Origin of the sequence: Inhella crocodyli (genome assembly GCF_004004565.1) — a bacterium.
In the GTDB taxonomy this organism is placed as follows: domain Bacteria; phylum Pseudomonadota; class Gammaproteobacteria; order Burkholderiales; family Burkholderiaceae_C; genus Inhella; species Inhella crocodyli.
Genome location: NZ_SACM01000003.1, coordinates 415,725 through 430,435 on the forward strand (window position 1 = coordinate 415,725; position 14,711 = coordinate 430,435).

The window sequence follows — 14,711 nt, forward strand, 5'->3', positions numbered from 1 at the left end:
AACCCGGCTCAGGCCCTGGCCGTCAAGGTTCGGTGCCGAGCACGGTGTTCAAGAAGGTGAAGGTGTCGGCCCACTCTTGCACCACGCCGCCCACGGCCGAGCCCACGCCATGGCCTTGGGCGCCGTCGGCCCGCACCAGCACCGGGCTGCGCGCGCCCACCAGGGCCTGGGCGGTGGCGGCGAACTTGGCGGGCATCCAGGGCGAGACGCGCTGGTCGTTCAGGCCCAGGGTGACCAGGAGCGCGGGCGGCAAGTAGGCCGGCTTGGCGCGCAGCTGGGCCTGCAGGATCAGCAGAGCGTCCTGGCTGGCCAGCGCCCGGAAGCCGGCCTCGGTGCGGGGGTCGCCCATCTCGGCGTACTGGTTGGGACCGTTGGCCATGGCCTCCAGGCGGGTGGGGTTGAGCACGGCCACGCGCGGCACGGCGGCACGGAACAAGTCGGGCCGCTGCAGGGCGGCCACCGGGGCCAACAGGCCGCCGGCGCTGGTGCCCATGGCGGCCAGTTGGACCGGCGTGGTGAGTCCCAGCTTCACCAGGGTTTGGCCGCAGGCGATGAAGTCGGCATGGGCCTTGGGTTTGTTGGCCTCGCGGCCGCCCTCGTGCCAGGCGCGGCCGCGTTCGTTGCCGCCGCGCACGCCGCAGTAGGCCAAGGTGTGGCGCGAGGCCCAGGCCAGCAAGCTGGGGTTGTAGATGGGCTCCACCGTGGGGATGCCGTAGGCGCCGTAGGCCTCCAGCAGGGCGGGCTGCGCGCCTTGGGCCGTGCGGTGGCGGATGACGACCATGGGCACCTCGGTGCCGTCGGCGCTGCGCGCGAGGTGGCGGCTGACCTGGAGCTGGGCGGCCTCGGCCCAGACCTCGGACGCGACGCCGATGGGGCTCAGGCGATCGCCCTGCAGGCGGTAGAAGCCGCGCGCTTGCGTCCAGCCCGACAGGCTGGCGACGAGGCTGCGCTGGCCGTCGCTGGGGGACAGGGACTCCAGCGCGGCCTCGAAAGGCAGGGCCACCTCGCGCACGGGGCCGCGGCCGCCGGGCATGAAGCGCAGGTGGGCCGCGCCGTCGCGCGTGCCCACGAGGTAGAGGCCGTCGCGGCTGGTCGCGATGTCGACGATGGGGGTGCGGTCGCCCACGGCCACGCGCTGTTTGGGGCCCAGCTGCCCCTTGCCGCGCAGCGTGGCGACGAAGACCTCGCCGCCGGATTGCTTCAGGGTGCTGAGCAGGTACAGGCGGTCGCCCTGCAAGGCAGCGCCGGTGACACGCTGCTCGTAATCGGCCACGGGCTGCCATTGCGGGCGGCCGGCGATGACGTCGGCGGTGAGGGCCACGAGCATGCGGCGGTCGGCGCGGGCGTTGGCGCCCACGGCGAAGGTCCAGCGGCTGTCGGGCTCGGCCATCACGATGGGGAACTCGGGCGGCTGCGTGGCCGCGGTGCCCGGCAGGCCGAAGCCGAACACCGGCTTCGGATCGGCCCCCAAGCGGGTGACGTGGGCCACCATGGTTTCCAGCGGGTTGCCCTTGGCGGGGTCGCCCAGGCGGGAGATGACGGCGTGCTGGGCGTCGAGCCAGTTGGCGCGGAAGTCGCCGAACACCGGGCCGAAGCGCTGGCCCACTTCGCGGCCGGTGGCCACGTCGAGAAAGCGCACGTCGCCCACCTCGCTGCCCTTGCTGCTGGCCAGCAGGGCGACGGTGCGGCCGTCGGGGGCGACGCTGAAGTTGTTGAGCGCGCCGCCCTCTTCGGCCGCGGGGTCGAAGAGCACGCGCTCGGTCCAGGCCTGGCCCTGGCGTTCGCGCACGACGAGCTTGGGCGTGGGCTCGCCCACCAGGCTGCGGCGCACGAACTGCCGCCCACCCACCTCCACGAGGCCGGCGTAGCGCACGCCGGGCTGCAAGGCCTGCTGCAGGCGTTCGACCCAAGCAGCGCGCTCGGGCCGTGCGGCCAGTTGGGCCATGCCCTCGGCGGTGGCGGCTTGGAGCCAGGCTTGCAGGTCTGCGGCCCGGTCGCTGCGCTCCATCCAGCGGTAGCGGTCGTCGATGGCGATGCCGTGGCGTTGCTCTTGCAGCGGCTCGGCCGGCGCCAGCACGCGCGGGCTGACGAGGGGCGCGGGCGCGCGTTGGGGGCTTTGCGCGACGGCCCAAGCGGGCAGACTCAGCAGGAGGGCAGACAACAGATGGCGACGCATGGGGGCTCCGAACGGGATGGGGGCGGTCGCCATCTTGGGGTGCGGTCGCCCGCTCGGCATCGGGGCCATCACGGCCCCAGAAAAGGGGGGGGGTGGGCTCGACCGCTCAGCGGCCCGCGTGCGGTTCGAGCGCGGCTTGGATGGCCTGCAGGCCGGCCAGGGCGCCCATCGCCAGCCCCACGCCGAAGGCCTCGGGCAGGACCGACTCGCGCGGGTTGATGCGCACGACCTGGCCGCCGTGCTGCAAGGCCACGGTCTCGCTGAAGTGGCGCACCGAGGGGATGTGGGTGCCGGCGCCGAGCTCCACCACCACAGGCCGCTCGACGCGCAGCAGCCAGGCTTGCAGGCGCTGGGACTGGGCGTCGTAGCGGGTCGAGTCCCAGCCCCAGTCGCCGAACATCAGGATGGCCGGGCGCTGCAGGCCGCCGCACTGCGGGCAGCGGGGCAAGGGACCGCGCCAGCGGCAGGTGCGTTCGTCGACGTCGGGCTCCAGGTGGTCGGCCCGCATGGGGGGCTCGCCGCAAGCGTCCAGGCACTGCAGCCAGTGGATGGAGCCGTGGCACTCGTGCAGGGTCTGCCAGGGAAAGCCGGCCCGCTGGAACTGGCCGTCGACGTTGCTGGTGAACACGGCCACGCCCTGCGGCAGGGCCTCGCCCCAGCGGCGCAGCAGCTCGAAGCCGGCGTGCGGCACGGTGCGGCGGTACAGCGCCAAGCGGTGGCCGTAGAAGCCCCAGGCGAGCTCGGGGTCGCGCACGAAGGTGCGGGGGCTGGCCACCTCGGTGAAGGCCAGGCCGGCCTCGGCCAGCGGCGGGTAGGCGCGCCAAAAGCCCTCGTTGCCACGGAAGTCGGGCAGGCCGCTGTCCACGCCCATGCCAGCGCCGGCGGCCACGATCAGGCCGTCGGCCTGGGCGATGAGCTCGGCAGCGACGAGGAGGTCGTTCATGGCGGGTTCTTCGCGCCTTGGGCGCGATCGAAGACGGCCTGCGCCTGAGATCGCCAGACCGGCTCGGCCTCGGCCGTGCGGCGCAGGGCCTGCTGGGCGGCGTCGCGCGCCGCGGCGCGTTTGCCCAGGGCGAGTTGGGCGTGGGCGAGGTTGATCCAGGCGATGGCGCTGTCGTGCTGTTGGGCGGCGGCGGCGAAGGCCTGCGCAGCGCCCGCGGCATCGCCCCCGGCCAGGCGGGCGTTGCCCAGGCCCAGTTGCGCCACGAGGCGCCCGGGCCAGCGGGCCAAGAAGCTGGCGTAGGCGACGGCGGCGCGCGCGGGGGGCGCGGCGCGCTCGAAGCCGAGGGCGGCTTGCAGCGCGTCGGCCTCGGTGGCGGTGGCGCTGAGCTGCTCGGGCGGCAGCAGGGTCAGGGCCCAACGCCCGCCGCGCGCCCAGGTGCGCTCGAGCGTGGCAAAGGAGAACTCGGCCCGGCGCTGGGTGCCACTGCGCAGCCAGGCCAGCTCTTGCGGGCGGTCGTAGCCGACGAGGACGGCGTAGTGCCACTGGGGCAGCCAGTCCAGGCCCAGGTTGAGCAGCATCACCACCGGCTGCCCCGCCGCCACGCTGGTCAGCAGGTCCGGCAGCCGGCCGGGCAGGCGCGTGGCCACGGCACCGGCGCGGCGGGCGGCGCCCAGCATCTCCACCGCCAGGCTGCCACCGCGGGCGGGCAGGAACACGCCCTCGCCCAGCGCCGCCACGTCGGCCGGCAGGCCAGCATGGCCCAGGGCCGTGGCCAGGGCGGCCGGGCCGCAGTGCAAGGGGGTTTGCGGCACGAAGGGCACCGCGTCCAGCTCGGCCCGCAGGGGCAGGCCCGGGGCGCTGCCGGCCTGGCGCAGGGCCGCGGTGTCGAGCGGCGGCGCCAGCACGGCGCAGCCGCCCAGCCCCGCCAGCGCCAGGGACCCGGCCCCGGCGCGCAGCAGGGTCCGGCGTCGGGTCAACGCACCGAGCGGGTGAAGGGGAAGACCTTCGTCAGGCCGAGGATGTCGGTCACCAAAAGGATGACGAACACGGTGAACAGGGTGCCGATGACGTCGGCGCCGGCCGGCGCGCTGTCGATCTGGCGCAGCAGTTCGGTGGCTTCGGCGTCGGTCAGGGTGTTGACGCGGGCGCGCACCTGGTCGATGGAGACGCCGCGGTCGGCCAGGGCCTTGGCGAGGTCGGCACGGTCCAGCGCGGCGTTCAGGCGGGCGCGGGCTTCGCTCGCTTGGGGCACGGCCATCAGCACGGTGGCCGCTTGCTCGGTGCTGATGGCCTGGGCCATCACGGGCTGCACGGTGGCGCTCAAGCACAGGCCCAGCACGAGGCTGGAGGCGATGGCGCGGCGGGCGCGGACGAGTCGGGACATGGGGGGCTCCAATTGAACTTGAAGCCCGGATGGTAGGAGCGGCGCGGGCCTCAGCGCTTGGCGCTTTGTGAGGGGGCGTTGCGCGGCTTGCGGCGGCGCTCGCCGCCGGCGTTCAGCCAATGGTCGAAGTGGCTGGGCAGGACTTCGAGGCCGTCGAGCGTGGCACGCATTTCGGGGCCGCTGGCACGGGCGTGCGGGACGGCGCGGGGCTCCGCGGCCTCCTGGGAAAACTTGCTGGGGGGGTTACTGCTCCTCATGCCCCGAAGTTTGTGAGCAAACGTTTAGAGCCGGTCTCCCCTGCCTCAGGGATGGCACCGTGCATAGTTCACACATACGGGTTTTCCCGTACGCTCGCCGTGCCCTGCGGCCGCCCGGTCAACCGCCCCGAAGGCGGCGGCGCTACGGGGCATCCGCCCGACTTGGCCACAATCGCCCCCGATGCGCCCCACCCTCCTTCGCCGCTCCCTCTTGCCGATCGCCTGCGGCCTGGCCCTGCTGGGGGGGTGCACGTCGCCGCGCCCCAAGACCGACCTGAAATCGCCGGTGTACCAGCGCGAGGCGTTCACCGCCGACGAGACCTTTTCGCGCCTGTTCGACACGCCCGTGGCGCAGAGCTGCGAGGCCGCGCGCCGGGCCCTGCTGAGCCAGGGCTACATCGTGTCGCGCGCCGACGAGCGCCAGGTCGTGGGCAGCAAGCGCTTCCAGCCCGAGGGCGAGGTGCACGTGGAGCTGACCTTCAACATCGTCTGCGCCACCGAGGGCGAGCGACTGAGCACCCTGTTCGTCAGCGCCCAACAAGACAAGTACGTGCTGAAGAAGAACCCCAACGCGGCCAGCATCGGCGTGAGCGCGGTGGGCTCGATCTCGGTGCCGGTGGGCTCGACCGAGGATTCCCTGGTCAAGGTGGCCAGCGAAACCGTGCCCGCCGGGGTGTTCTACGACCGCTTCTTCGCCCTGGTGCAGCGCATGCTGAAGGTCCAGGCCGAGGGCGGCTGAGGCACCGAGCCGCCGAACTTGTGGCGCGAAAGCGCCATTTCTCACGGCCGCAAGGGGAGAAAAGCCGGGTTGACGCCCACTTGGGGGCGCCGAAGCGCGCGTCAGGGACGACAATGTCGGTCGCTACGCTGCTCTAGACCTTCGGTTCAGGGGTCTTGGGTTGTGCCGATGTCCTCGTGACGTCCGCCGGCCTTTGTTTTTGGGTTGATCTTTTGGAGCGTTCAGCACCGTGCAGGGAAGGTCCCGGCACGTGAATTCATCGCTCTCTCGAAAGGATTTCCCATGAGCACCCAGCAAACCGGCACCGTGAAGTGGTTCAACGAAACCAAGGGCTTCGGCTTCATCACCCCCGATGACGGCGGCAAGGACTTGTTCGCCCACTTCAGCGCCATCCAGACCAAGGGCTTCAAGGTCCTGCAAGAAAACCAGCGCGTTTCGTTCGAGGTGGTTCCCGGCCAAAAGGGCCCGCAAGCCGCCAACATCGTTCCGCTGTAAGCAGAACCCCCCATCGGGCCGGGAGGGCGCCTTGCGGTGCCTGCCCGGCTTTTTTGCATTCAGGAGAACTTCATGGCCAAAGAAGAACTGATCGAAATGCGCGGCAAGGTGGACGAAGTGCTGCCCGACTCGCGCTACCGCGTCACCCTGGAAAACGGTCACCAGCTGATCGCTTACACCAGCGGCAAGATGCGCAAGCACCACATCCGCATCTTGGCGGGCGACAACGTCGCGCTGGAGATGAGCCCATACGATTTGGGCAAGGGTCGCATTACGTTCCGGCATCTGGAACGCCGCACCTAAGCAGCTCCGCGGCGCTATGGTCCCGGGCTCTGTTTTCACCGAGCCCCCCATGAGCGACGAACTGCCCCGCGACGACCACGCCCTGCGCGACGCCGCGTTCGACTACCACCGCAGCCCGACGCGCGGCAAGATCGCCGTCACCCCCACCAAGCCCCTGGCGAACCAGCGCGACTTGTCGCTGGCCTACTCGCCGGGCGTGGCCTTTCCCTGCCTCGCCATCGAGGCCGACCCGAACGCCGCCGCCGAGTACACGGCCCGCGGCAACTTGGTGGGCGTGGTCACCAACGGCACGGCGGTGCTGGGCCTGGGCGACATCGGCCCGCTGGCCGCCAAGCCGGTGATGGAGGGCAAGGGCTGCCTGTTCAAGAAGTTCGCCGGCATCGATGTGTTCGACATCGAGCTGAACGAGAAGGACCCCGACAAGCTGGTCGAGCACATCGCGGCGCTCGAGCCCACGCTGGGGGGCATCAACCTCGAAGACATCAAGGCGCCCGAGTGCTTCTACGTGGAGCGCAAGCTCAAGGAGCGCCTGTCCATCCCCGTCTTCCACGACGACCAGCACGGCACGGCCATCATCAGCGGCGCGGCGCTGCTCAACGGGCTGGAGATCACCGGCAAACGCATCGGTGACATCAAGCTGGTGTGCTCCGGCGCCGGCGCGGCGGCCATCGCCTGCCTGGACCTGATGCTGGGCCTGGGACTGAAGGTGGAGAACGTCTTCGTCGTCGACAGCAAGGGCGTGATCCACAGCGAGCGCGAGGACGCCAAGAGCGGCAAGCTGGACGAGAGCAAGCGCCGCTACGCGCAAACCACGGCGCACCGCACCCTGGGCGAGGCCATCGACGGGGCCGACGTGTTCTTGGGCTGCAGCGCGGCCGGCGTGCTCAAGCCCGAGATGGTGGCGCGCATGGCGCCGCAGCCGCTGATCCTGGCGCTGGCCAACCCCGAGCCCGAAATCCGCCCCGAGGCGGCGCTGGCCGTGCGGCCCGACGCCATCGTGGCCACGGGCCGCAGCGACTACCCGAACCAGGTCAACAACGTCCTGTGCTTCCCCTACATCTTCCGCGGCGCGCTGGACTGCGGCGCCACGCGCATCACCGAAGAAATGAAGCTGGCCTGCGTGCGCGAGATCGCCGCGCTGGCCAAGGCCGAGGTGAGCGACGAGGTGGCCGCGGCCTACGCCGGCCAGGAGCTGAGCTTCGGGCCGCAGTACCTGATCCCCAAGCCGTTTGACGCGCGCTTGATCTTGCGCATCGCCCCCGCGGTGGCCGAGGCCGCCGTGGCCAGTGGCGTGGCCACGCGGCCCATCGCCGACATGGAGGCCTACCGCCAAAGCCTGCAGCGCTTTGTGTACCAAACCGGCCTGGTGATGCGCCCGGTGTTCACCGCCGCCAAGGCGCGCCGCGCCCGCGTGGTCTACGCCGAGGGCGAGGACGAGCGCGTGCTGCGCGCCGCCCAGGTGGTGGTGGACGAAGGCCTGGCGCGGCCCATCTTGGTGGGGCGGCCGGCCGTGATCGCGGCGCGCATCGAACGCGCCAAGCTGCGCCTCAAGGTGGGCGTGGACGTGGAGGTGGTGGACCCCGAAGACGACCCGCGCTACCGCGAGTGCTGGGAGGGCTACCAGCGCTTGATGGGCCGCGAGGGCGTGACCCCGAGCATGGCCAAGGCCGCGCTGCGCCGCTCGAACACCCTGATCGCCGCCATGCTGGTGCGCCGCGGCGACGCCGACTCGATGCTTTGCGGCCTGGTGGGCCGCTTCGAGCAGCACCTGGAGCACGTGCGCGACGTGATCGGCCTGGCGCCGGGGGTGAGCAATTTCGCCACCGTCAACGCCCTGCTGCTGGACGAACGCACGCTCTTCATCGCTGACACCTTCGTCAACGAAGAGCCGAGCAGCGCGCTGCTGGCGGAGATCGCCGGCTTGGCCTGCGACCAGATGGGCCGCTTCGGCCTGACGCCCCGCGTGGCCTTCGTCTCGCACAGCATGTTCGGCAGCAGCAAGCGCCCGAGCGCGCGGCGCATGCGCGAGGCCGCCAGCCTGTTCAAGGCGCAGCGACCCGGCGTGAACTGCGATGGCGAAATGCACGGCGACGCGGCGCTGGACCCCGAGGTGCGCCGCAACTTCCTGCCCGACAGCACGCTGCAGGGCGAGGCCAACCTGCTGCTGCTGCCGAACCTGGACGCGGCGAACATCTTGTTCAACGTGCTCAAGGTGACGGGCGGCCACGGCGTGACCGTGGGCCCCGTGCTGCTGGGCGCAGCGCAGCCGGTGCACATCCTCACGCCGTCGAGCACGGTGCGGCGCGTCATCAACATGACGGCCCTGGCCTCGGCGGGTTGATTCCCCCTGGGGCGTTCGCTAGCGGACACCCCAGTGGCGCGAACGCGGCAGAGGAACGCACACTGGCCGCGCGGCCAGTGGGGCCGCGCCCTCGTTCCGACGCCGCCCATGCCCCTTCGCCCTGCCCGCCCTTGGGCCTTGTTCTTCGCCGGCCTCTTCGCCAACCAGTTCGCCGTCTCCGCGGCGTCCGCGCAAAGCCTCAACGTCTTCGAGCAACTGCAGAACGCGGGCCTGAGCATCTGGGCCATCGGCGCGCTGTCGGTGCTGGCCTTGGCCGTGGCGCTGGAACGCGCCCTGCACCTGCGCCGCGCGCGCCTGGTGCCCGCCGGCTTGGTGGACGCCGTGCTGCCCGCGTGGCGGCAGGGCGATGGCGACGCCGTGCAGCAGGCGCTGGCGCGCTCGCCCAGCCTCTTGGCCGAGGTGCTGGCCAGCTGGTGGCAGCACCGGCACGCCGGCGCCGCGGCCTTGGAGCGGCGCGGCGGCGACCTGGCCTCGCGGGCGCTGCGGGCCCACCAGCAACGGGCCTACCCGCTGGCCGTGGTGGCCACGGTGGCGCCCATCGTCGGCCTGCTGGGCACGGTGGTGGGGATGATCGAGGCCTTCCACGTCATCGCCTTCACCGGCGCGCTGGGCGATCCCACGCTGCTGGCCGGCGGCATCAGCAAGGCCCTGGTGAACACCGCCGCGGGGCTGACCGTGGCGCTGCCGGCGCTGGCGCTGCACCACCTCTTCAAGCACCGACTGGCCACCGTCGGCCTGGCGCTGGAGGGCGAGCTGCAGCGCGTGCTCGATGCCGCCTTCCCGGCCCCGGAGGTGCGAGATGCGCATTGATTGGCAAGACGCCGGCGACGAGCCCGAGATCGGCCTGATCGCGCTGATCGACTGCATCTTCTTTCTGCTGATGTTCTTCATGGTGGCCACCAGCTTCAAGCAGCAAGAGGGGCAGCGCCTGGCCAAGGAGCTGCCCATCAACCTGCCGCAGGCCGAGGCCGCGCTGCGCGACCTGGACCCAGCCGGCCCCGCGGCCTTGGTGATCGGGTTGGACGCGCGCGGCCAGCTGTACCTGGACGGCGCGGCAGTGAGCGTGCAGGCCTTGCACGACGGCCTGCGCGCGGCGGCACAACGCCGGCCGGTGCCGCCGGTGCGCCTCGAGGGCGACCGCAGCGTGCCCCTGCAGCAGGTGGTGCACGTGCTGGACCTGTGCGCCTTCGAGGGGCTGACGCAGGTGTCGGTGCGCACCCGGGCGAAGTGATGGCCTGGCAGGCCACCCCGGCGGCGAGCGACTGGCTGCGCCGCCACCCCTACCTGGCGGCGGCGCTCGCGCTGCACGGCCTGGGCTTGGCGCTGCTGTGGGCGGCGGGCCCTTACCAACTCACGCGGCAGCAGGCGGCGCGCGACGAGGCCTTGATCGCCGCATCGCTGCAGCAGGCCCAGGCGATGCAAGCGCAGCGCCGGGTGCGCGCGCTCGAAGCCGCCCAGCGGGCGATGACCGGCGAAGGGCCCGCGGCCGACGCCCCCCTGCCCGACGACCCGCCGGCGCTGGCCGAGCGGGCCCAGGCCGCCGCCCGGGCGGTGCATGCGGCCGACCAAGTGGCCCGCGCCGAAGAGCTGGCCCGCCTGCGCCAACGGCCGCGCGAGCAGGCCCTGGCCGAGGTGCGGGCGCAAGACGCCCAAGCCGCCGCGGCGTCCGGCCCCACCCCACCGGCCGACGCACTGGCCCAGGCCGAACGCCAGACCCAAGCCGCGTTGGCACGGCAAGCCGCGCGCGACGCGCGGGCAGCACACGGCACCACCGTGCAGTTGGGCGGGCCTGGGGGAACGACAAGGGGTGCGGGGGCCCGGGGTGGGTCGAGCGATGGAGCGAGCGGGGGCAGCGAAGGCGACGGGCGGCTCGCCGGGGGCTCGGGCAGTGGCACCAACGCGGGCGCACCAGGGGTGGCCGGCAGCGCGCTGGAACGCGGCCGACAACCGGCCACGGTGCGCGCCCACGACCCCGCCGCGCCGGTGGCCGCGGCGGCCACCGGCGCCGTGCACCACCTGGCGCGCGGCCGGCGCCTGGGCGCGGGCGGCGCGCTGGCCGATCGCGTGCTGCTCGACGCCTGGTACGTCCTGGGGCCCTTCGACAGCCCCGCCGGCCGCGCGGGGCAGTTGCGCGTCGAGCCGCCCGAGCTGGGCGTGAACCTGGACGCGGTGTACGCCGGCGCCGGCGGCCGGGCCTTGCGCTGGCGCTTCGTGCAAGAGCCCGCCTACCCCTTGGTGCCACAGCCGCGCCGCGAGAACGCGACCTACTACGCCACCACCGAAGTGCACAGCCCCGACGACCGCGAGGTCTGGCTGGACATCGGCGCCGACGACGACAGCCGCCTGTGGCTGAACGATCAGCTGGTGTGGGACAGCGGCCCAGGCGACAAGCCCTGGTACCACCGCCCCTTCTACACGCTGGGCCCGGCGCTGCGCCACGCCGGCCTGGCCGAAGGCAGCGTGCGCGTGCGCCTTCGCCCCGGCCCGAACCGGCTGCTGTTCAAGCTGGTGAACGGCATCGACCTGATGTTCTTTTCGGTCACCCTGCGGCCCTGATTCGGCGCTCGGCCGGGGCGGCCCTCCCCCATTCGGAGGAGCCGCGACTTTCCCTGGGGGCAACCCGCTACTGGTTCACCCCAGCCCCCCCCACAATGCCGCCGCCCATGGTTGACTTGCACCACCCGACGTTGTTGATCGCCTTGGCTGTGGTCACCCTCGTCACCGCGGCCATGGTGCTGCTCGCCGGTCCGCTCGCGGGCGCGCGCCGCGAAAGCCATTGGTGGGCCGCCGGCTACTGCGCCATGGCCTTGAGCCTGGGCCTGTTCATGCGCATCCCCGCTCCCTGGGGCTCGGTCTTGGGCACCGGCTTGCTGTGCGGCGGCCTGGGCCTGGTGATGGGGGGCTTTCGCGCTTACGCCGAGTTGGGGCGGGTGCCCTTGCCCGGGTTGGTGCTCGGCACCCTGGGCCTGGCGGGCGCCGGCCTGGGCGCCACCTGGGGCGTGGACCCCCTGACCAGTTCGCGCGTGACCGCCCTGGCCGGCCTGGCCGCCACGGCCTTCACCGCCGGCTGGCTGTGGCAGGCCCCGATGCGCGACGCGCAAGCCGCCGCGCGCATCACCGCCACGGGGTGTGCTGGCGTGGGCGTGGCCATGGCCTGGTGGCTGCTGGGCACGGCCTGGGGGCCGTGGACGGAACAACTGACGGCGTGGACCAGCCTGGCCGTGCTGGCCTGCCAGGTGGTGGTGCTGGCCGGGCAAATGCTGTTGCTGACGCAGCGCCACGCCGCCAAATTGGCGCAGGCCGCGGCCACGGATTCGCTGACGGGCATCCACAACCGCGCTGGCTTCGAAGAACTGGCCACGCGCAAGATCGGCCGCGCGGCACCGACCGAAGAGCCGCTGGCCCTGCTGGTGTTCGACATCGACCACTTCAAGCGCATCAACGACACGCACGGCCACCCCATCGGCGACCGCGTGCTGCGCCGCGTGGTGGGCCGCGCGCTGAACACCCTGCGCCCCGACGACCTGCTGGGCCGCTGGGGCGGCGAAGAGTTCGTGGCCCTGCTGGTGGGCGTGACGCCCGAGCAGGCCTGGGACGCGGCCGAGCGCCTGCGCGTGGCCATCGCCAGCCGCGGCTTCAAGCTGCCCGACGGCACCCGATTGAGCGTGACGATTTCCGTTGGCCTCATGGCCACCCGGGCCAACACCCTGGACCCGCGCACGCAGCTGCGCAAGCTGGTGGCGGTGGCCGACGTGGCGCTGTACGAGGCCAAGCGCGGCGGGCGCAACCAGGTGCAGGTGGGCGAGCCCAACACCCGGCCGGTGCCCTTGGGCGAGGCCGAGGTCTCGCCCTGGGTGGCCGGTCAGACCGCCTGAGGGCCGCAGCCCCCAGGCCGAACGGGTCTTAGCGCGCGGGGCGGCGGCGACGCAGCCAGCCCGCCGCCACCAGGCCCAAACCCGCCAAGGCCAGGCCCGCGGGCTCGGGCACCTCGGCACCGGCTTCGGTGAAGAAGGCCGTGCCCCAGACGTCAAAGCCCGGGTTGCCTTGGAAGCTGGCGGACAAGCTGCCCACGCCCGTGCTGGTGTTCACCGTGATGACCTGGGTGCCGGACATGCCGTACAGCGTGGCGTTGTCGGGCGACGCCAGGCCGTACACCGCGCCGAAGCCGATGTTGCCCACGGCCGTGCCGGCGCCGGTGCTGGTGTTGACGCGCACCAGCTGGTTGTTGGTCGAGCTCATGTACAGCTGGCCGCCCGAGAAGGCGAGGTCGCCGGCCGAGATGAAGCCGCCCAGGTTGCCCACGAACGAGGCCGCGCCGGTGCCGGTGTTGATGGTGAACAGGCTGCTGTTGGCCGCGTACAGGGTGCCGTCGGCGCCGAACACCAGCGAGTTCAGCGTGGTGCCCAGGTTGCCCACCAGGGTGGTGCTGCCGTTCGTCGTGTTCACGCGGTACAGCTGGTTGAAGCTGATGCCGTAGAGCTCGCCCGTCGGGCTGAAGGCGATGTCGGTCAGCGCGAAGCCGGCGTTGCCCAGCAAGGACCAGGTGCCGGTGGTGGCGTCCACCACGCCCACTTGACCGCCACTGCCCGAGAAGTACAGGGAAGGCCCAGCGTGGGCCGCACCGGCCAGGGCGAGTGCGGCGGCCGCGGCGGTGGCGGCTTGACGAAAGCGATTCAGAAACATGCAGTTACCTTGGTTGAAGGGCACTGCATTCAGCAAACCGTGTGCCACCCACGAAAACACGCGGCCGGCCGCGCGCTGGGCGGTGGGGCTGTCAAACCCACCGACACCCTCGCGGTGACAAACTTTTTCAAGCCCGCAGCAGCGGCAGCACGCCGCCGCCATAGCCCGGGAACAGGCGCGCGAGTTGCGCGTCCTTCAGGCCCAGGTGCTGCGCGGCCACGCCGGCGAACACGGCGCGGTAATCGGTGGTGATGGCGAGGTCGCGGCCCTGGTAGCGGGCGCTGGCCTCCAGGCCCGGCCAGTCGCCATGCACGCGACCGCCTTGCACGCGACCGCCCAGGGCCCACAGCACGTTGCCGTGGCCATGGTCCGTGCCGCCGTTGCCGTTCTCGCGCACGGTGCGGCCGAACTCGCTGACGACCAGCACCACGGTGTCGCGCCACAGCGGGCCCAGCTCGCGGGCCAGCAGGGCCAGGCCCTGGCCGATGGGCGCCAAGCGGCCGGCCAGTTGGCCGGTGCTGGCGCCTTGGCGCACGTGGGTGTCCCAACCGCCCGCTTGCAGCAGGGCGAACTGCACGCGCGGGTCGCCGCGCATCACGCGGGCCAGGCGGCGCGCGTCGTCGGGGAAGCCGGCCGCGGGCGGCGCGCCGTTGTCGGCGGCCATCATTTCGCGCTCGGCCCCGCTCGCGCTCATCATGGGCGGCTCGACCAGGGCCTGCGCCATCTGCTCGCGACCGCGCTGGCCCTCGGCCCAGGCTTTGGCGTAGCGCGGGTCCTCGGCGTAGAGCTTCTCCAGCCCGGCCGCCAGCGCCGGCTGCGCTTGCCGGGCGCTGCGGGCACCGCGCCCGCCGTTGCCGGCCGGCAGCGCGGCCACGTCGGCGTGGCCGCCCAAGATGCGCGGGCGCGTGGGGCCGGCGTACACGGCGCGCACCGCATCGCTGTCGCCGCCCAGGGTCAGCAGGCGGCCCATCCAGCCGTCTTGCGTGGTTTTCACCCCCGGAGTTCCGCTCTCCAACTCGTCTTGCGCCTCGAAGTGGCTGCGCCCGCTGGCCTGCGCGCCGCAGGCGTGCACGAAGCCGAGCTGACCGGCGGCCCACAGGGGCTGCAGGTCCTTCAGCGCAGGATGCAGGCCGAAGCGGCCGTCGAGGTCGAGCACGCCGCCGTCTTGCCCCGGGCCCGGCAGGGCGATGGTGGGGCGCTCGCGGCGGTAGTCGGCGTCGGCATGGGGCGCGACGACGGACAGGCCGTCCACCGCGCCGCGCAGCAGCACGACGACGAGCCGTTGCGGCGCGCCGCTGGTGGCGGCGTGGGCCCAGGGGAGTGCCCCCAGGGCAAGGGCACTGGCGATGGCTTGGCGGCGTGTGGTCAT

Annotated in this window: 14 protein-coding genes; 8 read left to right on the forward strand and 6 right to left on the reverse strand. The window is 72.5% G+C overall.

The window, feature by feature from the left end; translation table 11 throughout:
• Positions 1-22: 22 nt before the first annotated feature.
• The 4 genes from EOD73_RS12725 to EOD73_RS12740 all read right to left on the reverse strand — a co-directional run bounded on the left by EOD73_RS12725 (position 23) and on the right by EOD73_RS12740 (position 4,503).
• Entirely contained in the window at positions 23-2,176 is a 2,154-nt protein-coding gene (locus EOD73_RS12725) for a prolyl oligopeptidase family serine peptidase (RefSeq protein WP_164846069.1), read from the reverse strand.
• A 106-nt stretch (positions 2,177-2,282) separates the two neighbouring features.
• The gene (locus EOD73_RS12730) at positions 2,283-3,119 is read right to left on the reverse strand and encodes an SIR2 family NAD-dependent protein deacylase (protein WP_127683381.1); all 837 of its coding nucleotides are present in this window, start codon (positions 3,117-3,119) and stop codon (positions 2,283-2,285) included.
• On the reverse strand, positions 3,116-4,096 hold the full coding sequence (locus EOD73_RS12735; RefSeq protein ID WP_127683382.1) for a PA2778 family cysteine peptidase: 981 nt from the start codon (positions 4,094-4,096) through the stop codon (positions 3,116-3,118). The genes EOD73_RS12730 and EOD73_RS12735 overlap by 4 nt, the downstream gene beginning before the upstream one ends.
• Positions 4,093-4,503 (reverse strand): PA2779 family protein, encoded by a 411-nt coding sequence (locus tag EOD73_RS12740; RefSeq protein ID WP_127683383.1) that lies wholly within the window; start codon positions 4,501-4,503, stop codon positions 4,093-4,095. The genes EOD73_RS12735 and EOD73_RS12740 overlap by 4 nt, the downstream gene beginning before the upstream one ends.
• A 438-nt stretch (positions 4,504-4,941) precedes the next feature.
• Here EOD73_RS12740 and EOD73_RS12745 point away from each other — a divergent pair, with 438 nt between their 5' ends.
• The 8 genes from EOD73_RS12745 (at position 4,942) to EOD73_RS12780 (ending at position 12,534) form a co-directional block, all read left to right on the forward strand.
• A complete protein-coding gene (locus EOD73_RS12745; RefSeq protein WP_127683384.1) occupies positions 4,942-5,499 on the forward strand; it encodes a DUF2242 domain-containing protein in 558 nt (185 codons plus the stop codon).
• A gap of 282 nt (positions 5,500-5,781) precedes the next feature.
• Positions 5,782-5,994, forward strand: a complete 213-nt coding sequence (gene cspE / locus EOD73_RS12750; RefSeq protein WP_127683385.1) for a transcription antiterminator/RNA stability regulator CspE — start codon at positions 5,782-5,784, stop codon at positions 5,992-5,994.
• A 72-nt stretch (positions 5,995-6,066) separates the two neighbouring features.
• Positions 6,067-6,297, forward strand: coding sequence for a translation initiation factor IF-1 (infA, locus tag EOD73_RS12755; RefSeq protein ID WP_127683386.1), 231 nt, complete (start codon positions 6,067-6,069; stop codon positions 6,295-6,297).
• 49 nt (positions 6,298-6,346) lie between these two features.
• A complete protein-coding gene (locus tag EOD73_RS12760) occupies positions 6,347-8,638 on the forward strand; it encodes an NADP-dependent malic enzyme (RefSeq protein ID WP_127683387.1) in 2,292 nt (763 codons plus the stop codon).
• A gap of 108 nt (positions 8,639-8,746) precedes the next feature.
• Positions 8,747-9,469: a MotA/TolQ/ExbB proton channel family protein gene (locus EOD73_RS12765; protein ID WP_127683388.1), complete on the forward strand. Its 723-nt coding sequence runs from the start codon at positions 8,747-8,749 to the stop codon at positions 9,467-9,469.
• Positions 9,459-9,890 carry an ExbD/TolR family protein gene (locus tag EOD73_RS12770; RefSeq protein ID WP_164846070.1) on the forward strand — a complete coding sequence of 144 codons (432 nt, stop codon included), beginning with the start codon at positions 9,459-9,461 and terminating at the stop codon, positions 9,888-9,890. The genes EOD73_RS12765 and EOD73_RS12770 overlap by 11 nt, the downstream gene beginning before the upstream one ends.
• A complete protein-coding gene (locus EOD73_RS12775; RefSeq protein ID WP_127683390.1) occupies positions 9,890-11,215 on the forward strand; it encodes a hypothetical protein in 1,326 nt (441 codons plus the stop codon). Before EOD73_RS12770 ends, EOD73_RS12775 begins: the two co-directional genes overlap by 1 nt.
• Before the next feature lie 107 nt (positions 11,216-11,322).
• Positions 11,323-12,534 (forward strand): GGDEF domain-containing protein, encoded by a 1,212-nt coding sequence (locus EOD73_RS12780; RefSeq protein WP_164846071.1) that lies wholly within the window; start codon positions 11,323-11,325, stop codon positions 12,532-12,534.
• Positions 12,535-12,562: 28 nt separating this feature from the next.
• On the opposite strand, the gene EOD73_RS12785 is transcribed toward EOD73_RS12780, so the two are convergent.
• The gene (locus tag EOD73_RS12785; RefSeq protein ID WP_164846072.1) at positions 12,563-13,342 is read right to left on the reverse strand and encodes a PEP-CTERM sorting domain-containing protein; all 780 of its coding nucleotides are present in this window, start codon (positions 13,340-13,342) and stop codon (positions 12,563-12,565) included.
• 127 nt (positions 13,343-13,469) lie between these two features.
• The gene (locus EOD73_RS12790) at positions 13,470-14,711 is read right to left on the reverse strand and encodes a DUF1501 domain-containing protein (RefSeq protein ID WP_127683393.1); all 1,242 of its coding nucleotides are present in this window, start codon (positions 14,709-14,711) and stop codon (positions 13,470-13,472) included.

What these genes read in the sequence shown, in the direction of transcription:
- EOD73_RS12785 (WP_164846072.1), bottom strand. Translation starts at nt 13,342, where the DNA reads ATGTTTCTGAATCGCTTTCGTCAAGCCGCCACCGCCGCGGCCGCCGCA.
- EOD73_RS12790 (WP_127683393.1), bottom strand. Translation starts at nt 14,711, where the DNA reads ATGACCACACGCCGCCAAGCCATCGCCAGTGCCCTTGCCCTGGGGGCA.
- cspE (WP_127683385.1), top strand. Translation starts at nt 5,782, where the DNA reads ATGAGCACCCAGCAAACCGGCACCGTGAAGTGGTTCAACGAAACCAAG.
- EOD73_RS12740 (WP_127683383.1), bottom strand. Translation starts at nt 4,503, where the DNA reads ATGTCCCGACTCGTCCGCGCCCGCCGCGCCATCGCCTCCAGCCTCGTG.
- EOD73_RS12760 (WP_127683387.1), top strand. Translation starts at nt 6,347, where the DNA reads ATGAGCGACGAACTGCCCCGCGACGACCACGCCCTGCGCGACGCCGCG.
- EOD73_RS12765 (WP_127683388.1), top strand. Translation starts at nt 8,747, where the DNA reads ATGCCCCTTCGCCCTGCCCGCCCTTGGGCCTTGTTCTTCGCCGGCCTC.
- EOD73_RS12745 (WP_127683384.1), top strand. Translation starts at nt 4,942, where the DNA reads ATGCGCCCCACCCTCCTTCGCCGCTCCCTCTTGCCGATCGCCTGCGGC.
- EOD73_RS12770 (WP_164846070.1), top strand. Translation starts at nt 9,459, where the DNA reads ATGCGCATTGATTGGCAAGACGCCGGCGACGAGCCCGAGATCGGCCTG.
- EOD73_RS12730 (WP_127683381.1), bottom strand. Translation starts at nt 3,119, where the DNA reads ATGAACGACCTCCTCGTCGCTGCCGAGCTCATCGCCCAGGCCGACGGC.
- EOD73_RS12780 (WP_164846071.1), top strand. Translation starts at nt 11,323, where the DNA reads ATGGTTGACTTGCACCACCCGACGTTGTTGATCGCCTTGGCTGTGGTC.
- EOD73_RS12725 (WP_164846069.1), bottom strand. Translation starts at nt 2,176, where the DNA reads ATGCGTCGCCATCTGTTGTCTGCCCTCCTGCTGAGTCTGCCCGCTTGG.
- infA (WP_127683386.1), top strand. Translation starts at nt 6,067, where the DNA reads ATGGCCAAAGAAGAACTGATCGAAATGCGCGGCAAGGTGGACGAAGTG.
- EOD73_RS12775 (WP_127683390.1), top strand. Translation starts at nt 9,890, where the DNA reads ATGGCCTGGCAGGCCACCCCGGCGGCGAGCGACTGGCTGCGCCGCCAC.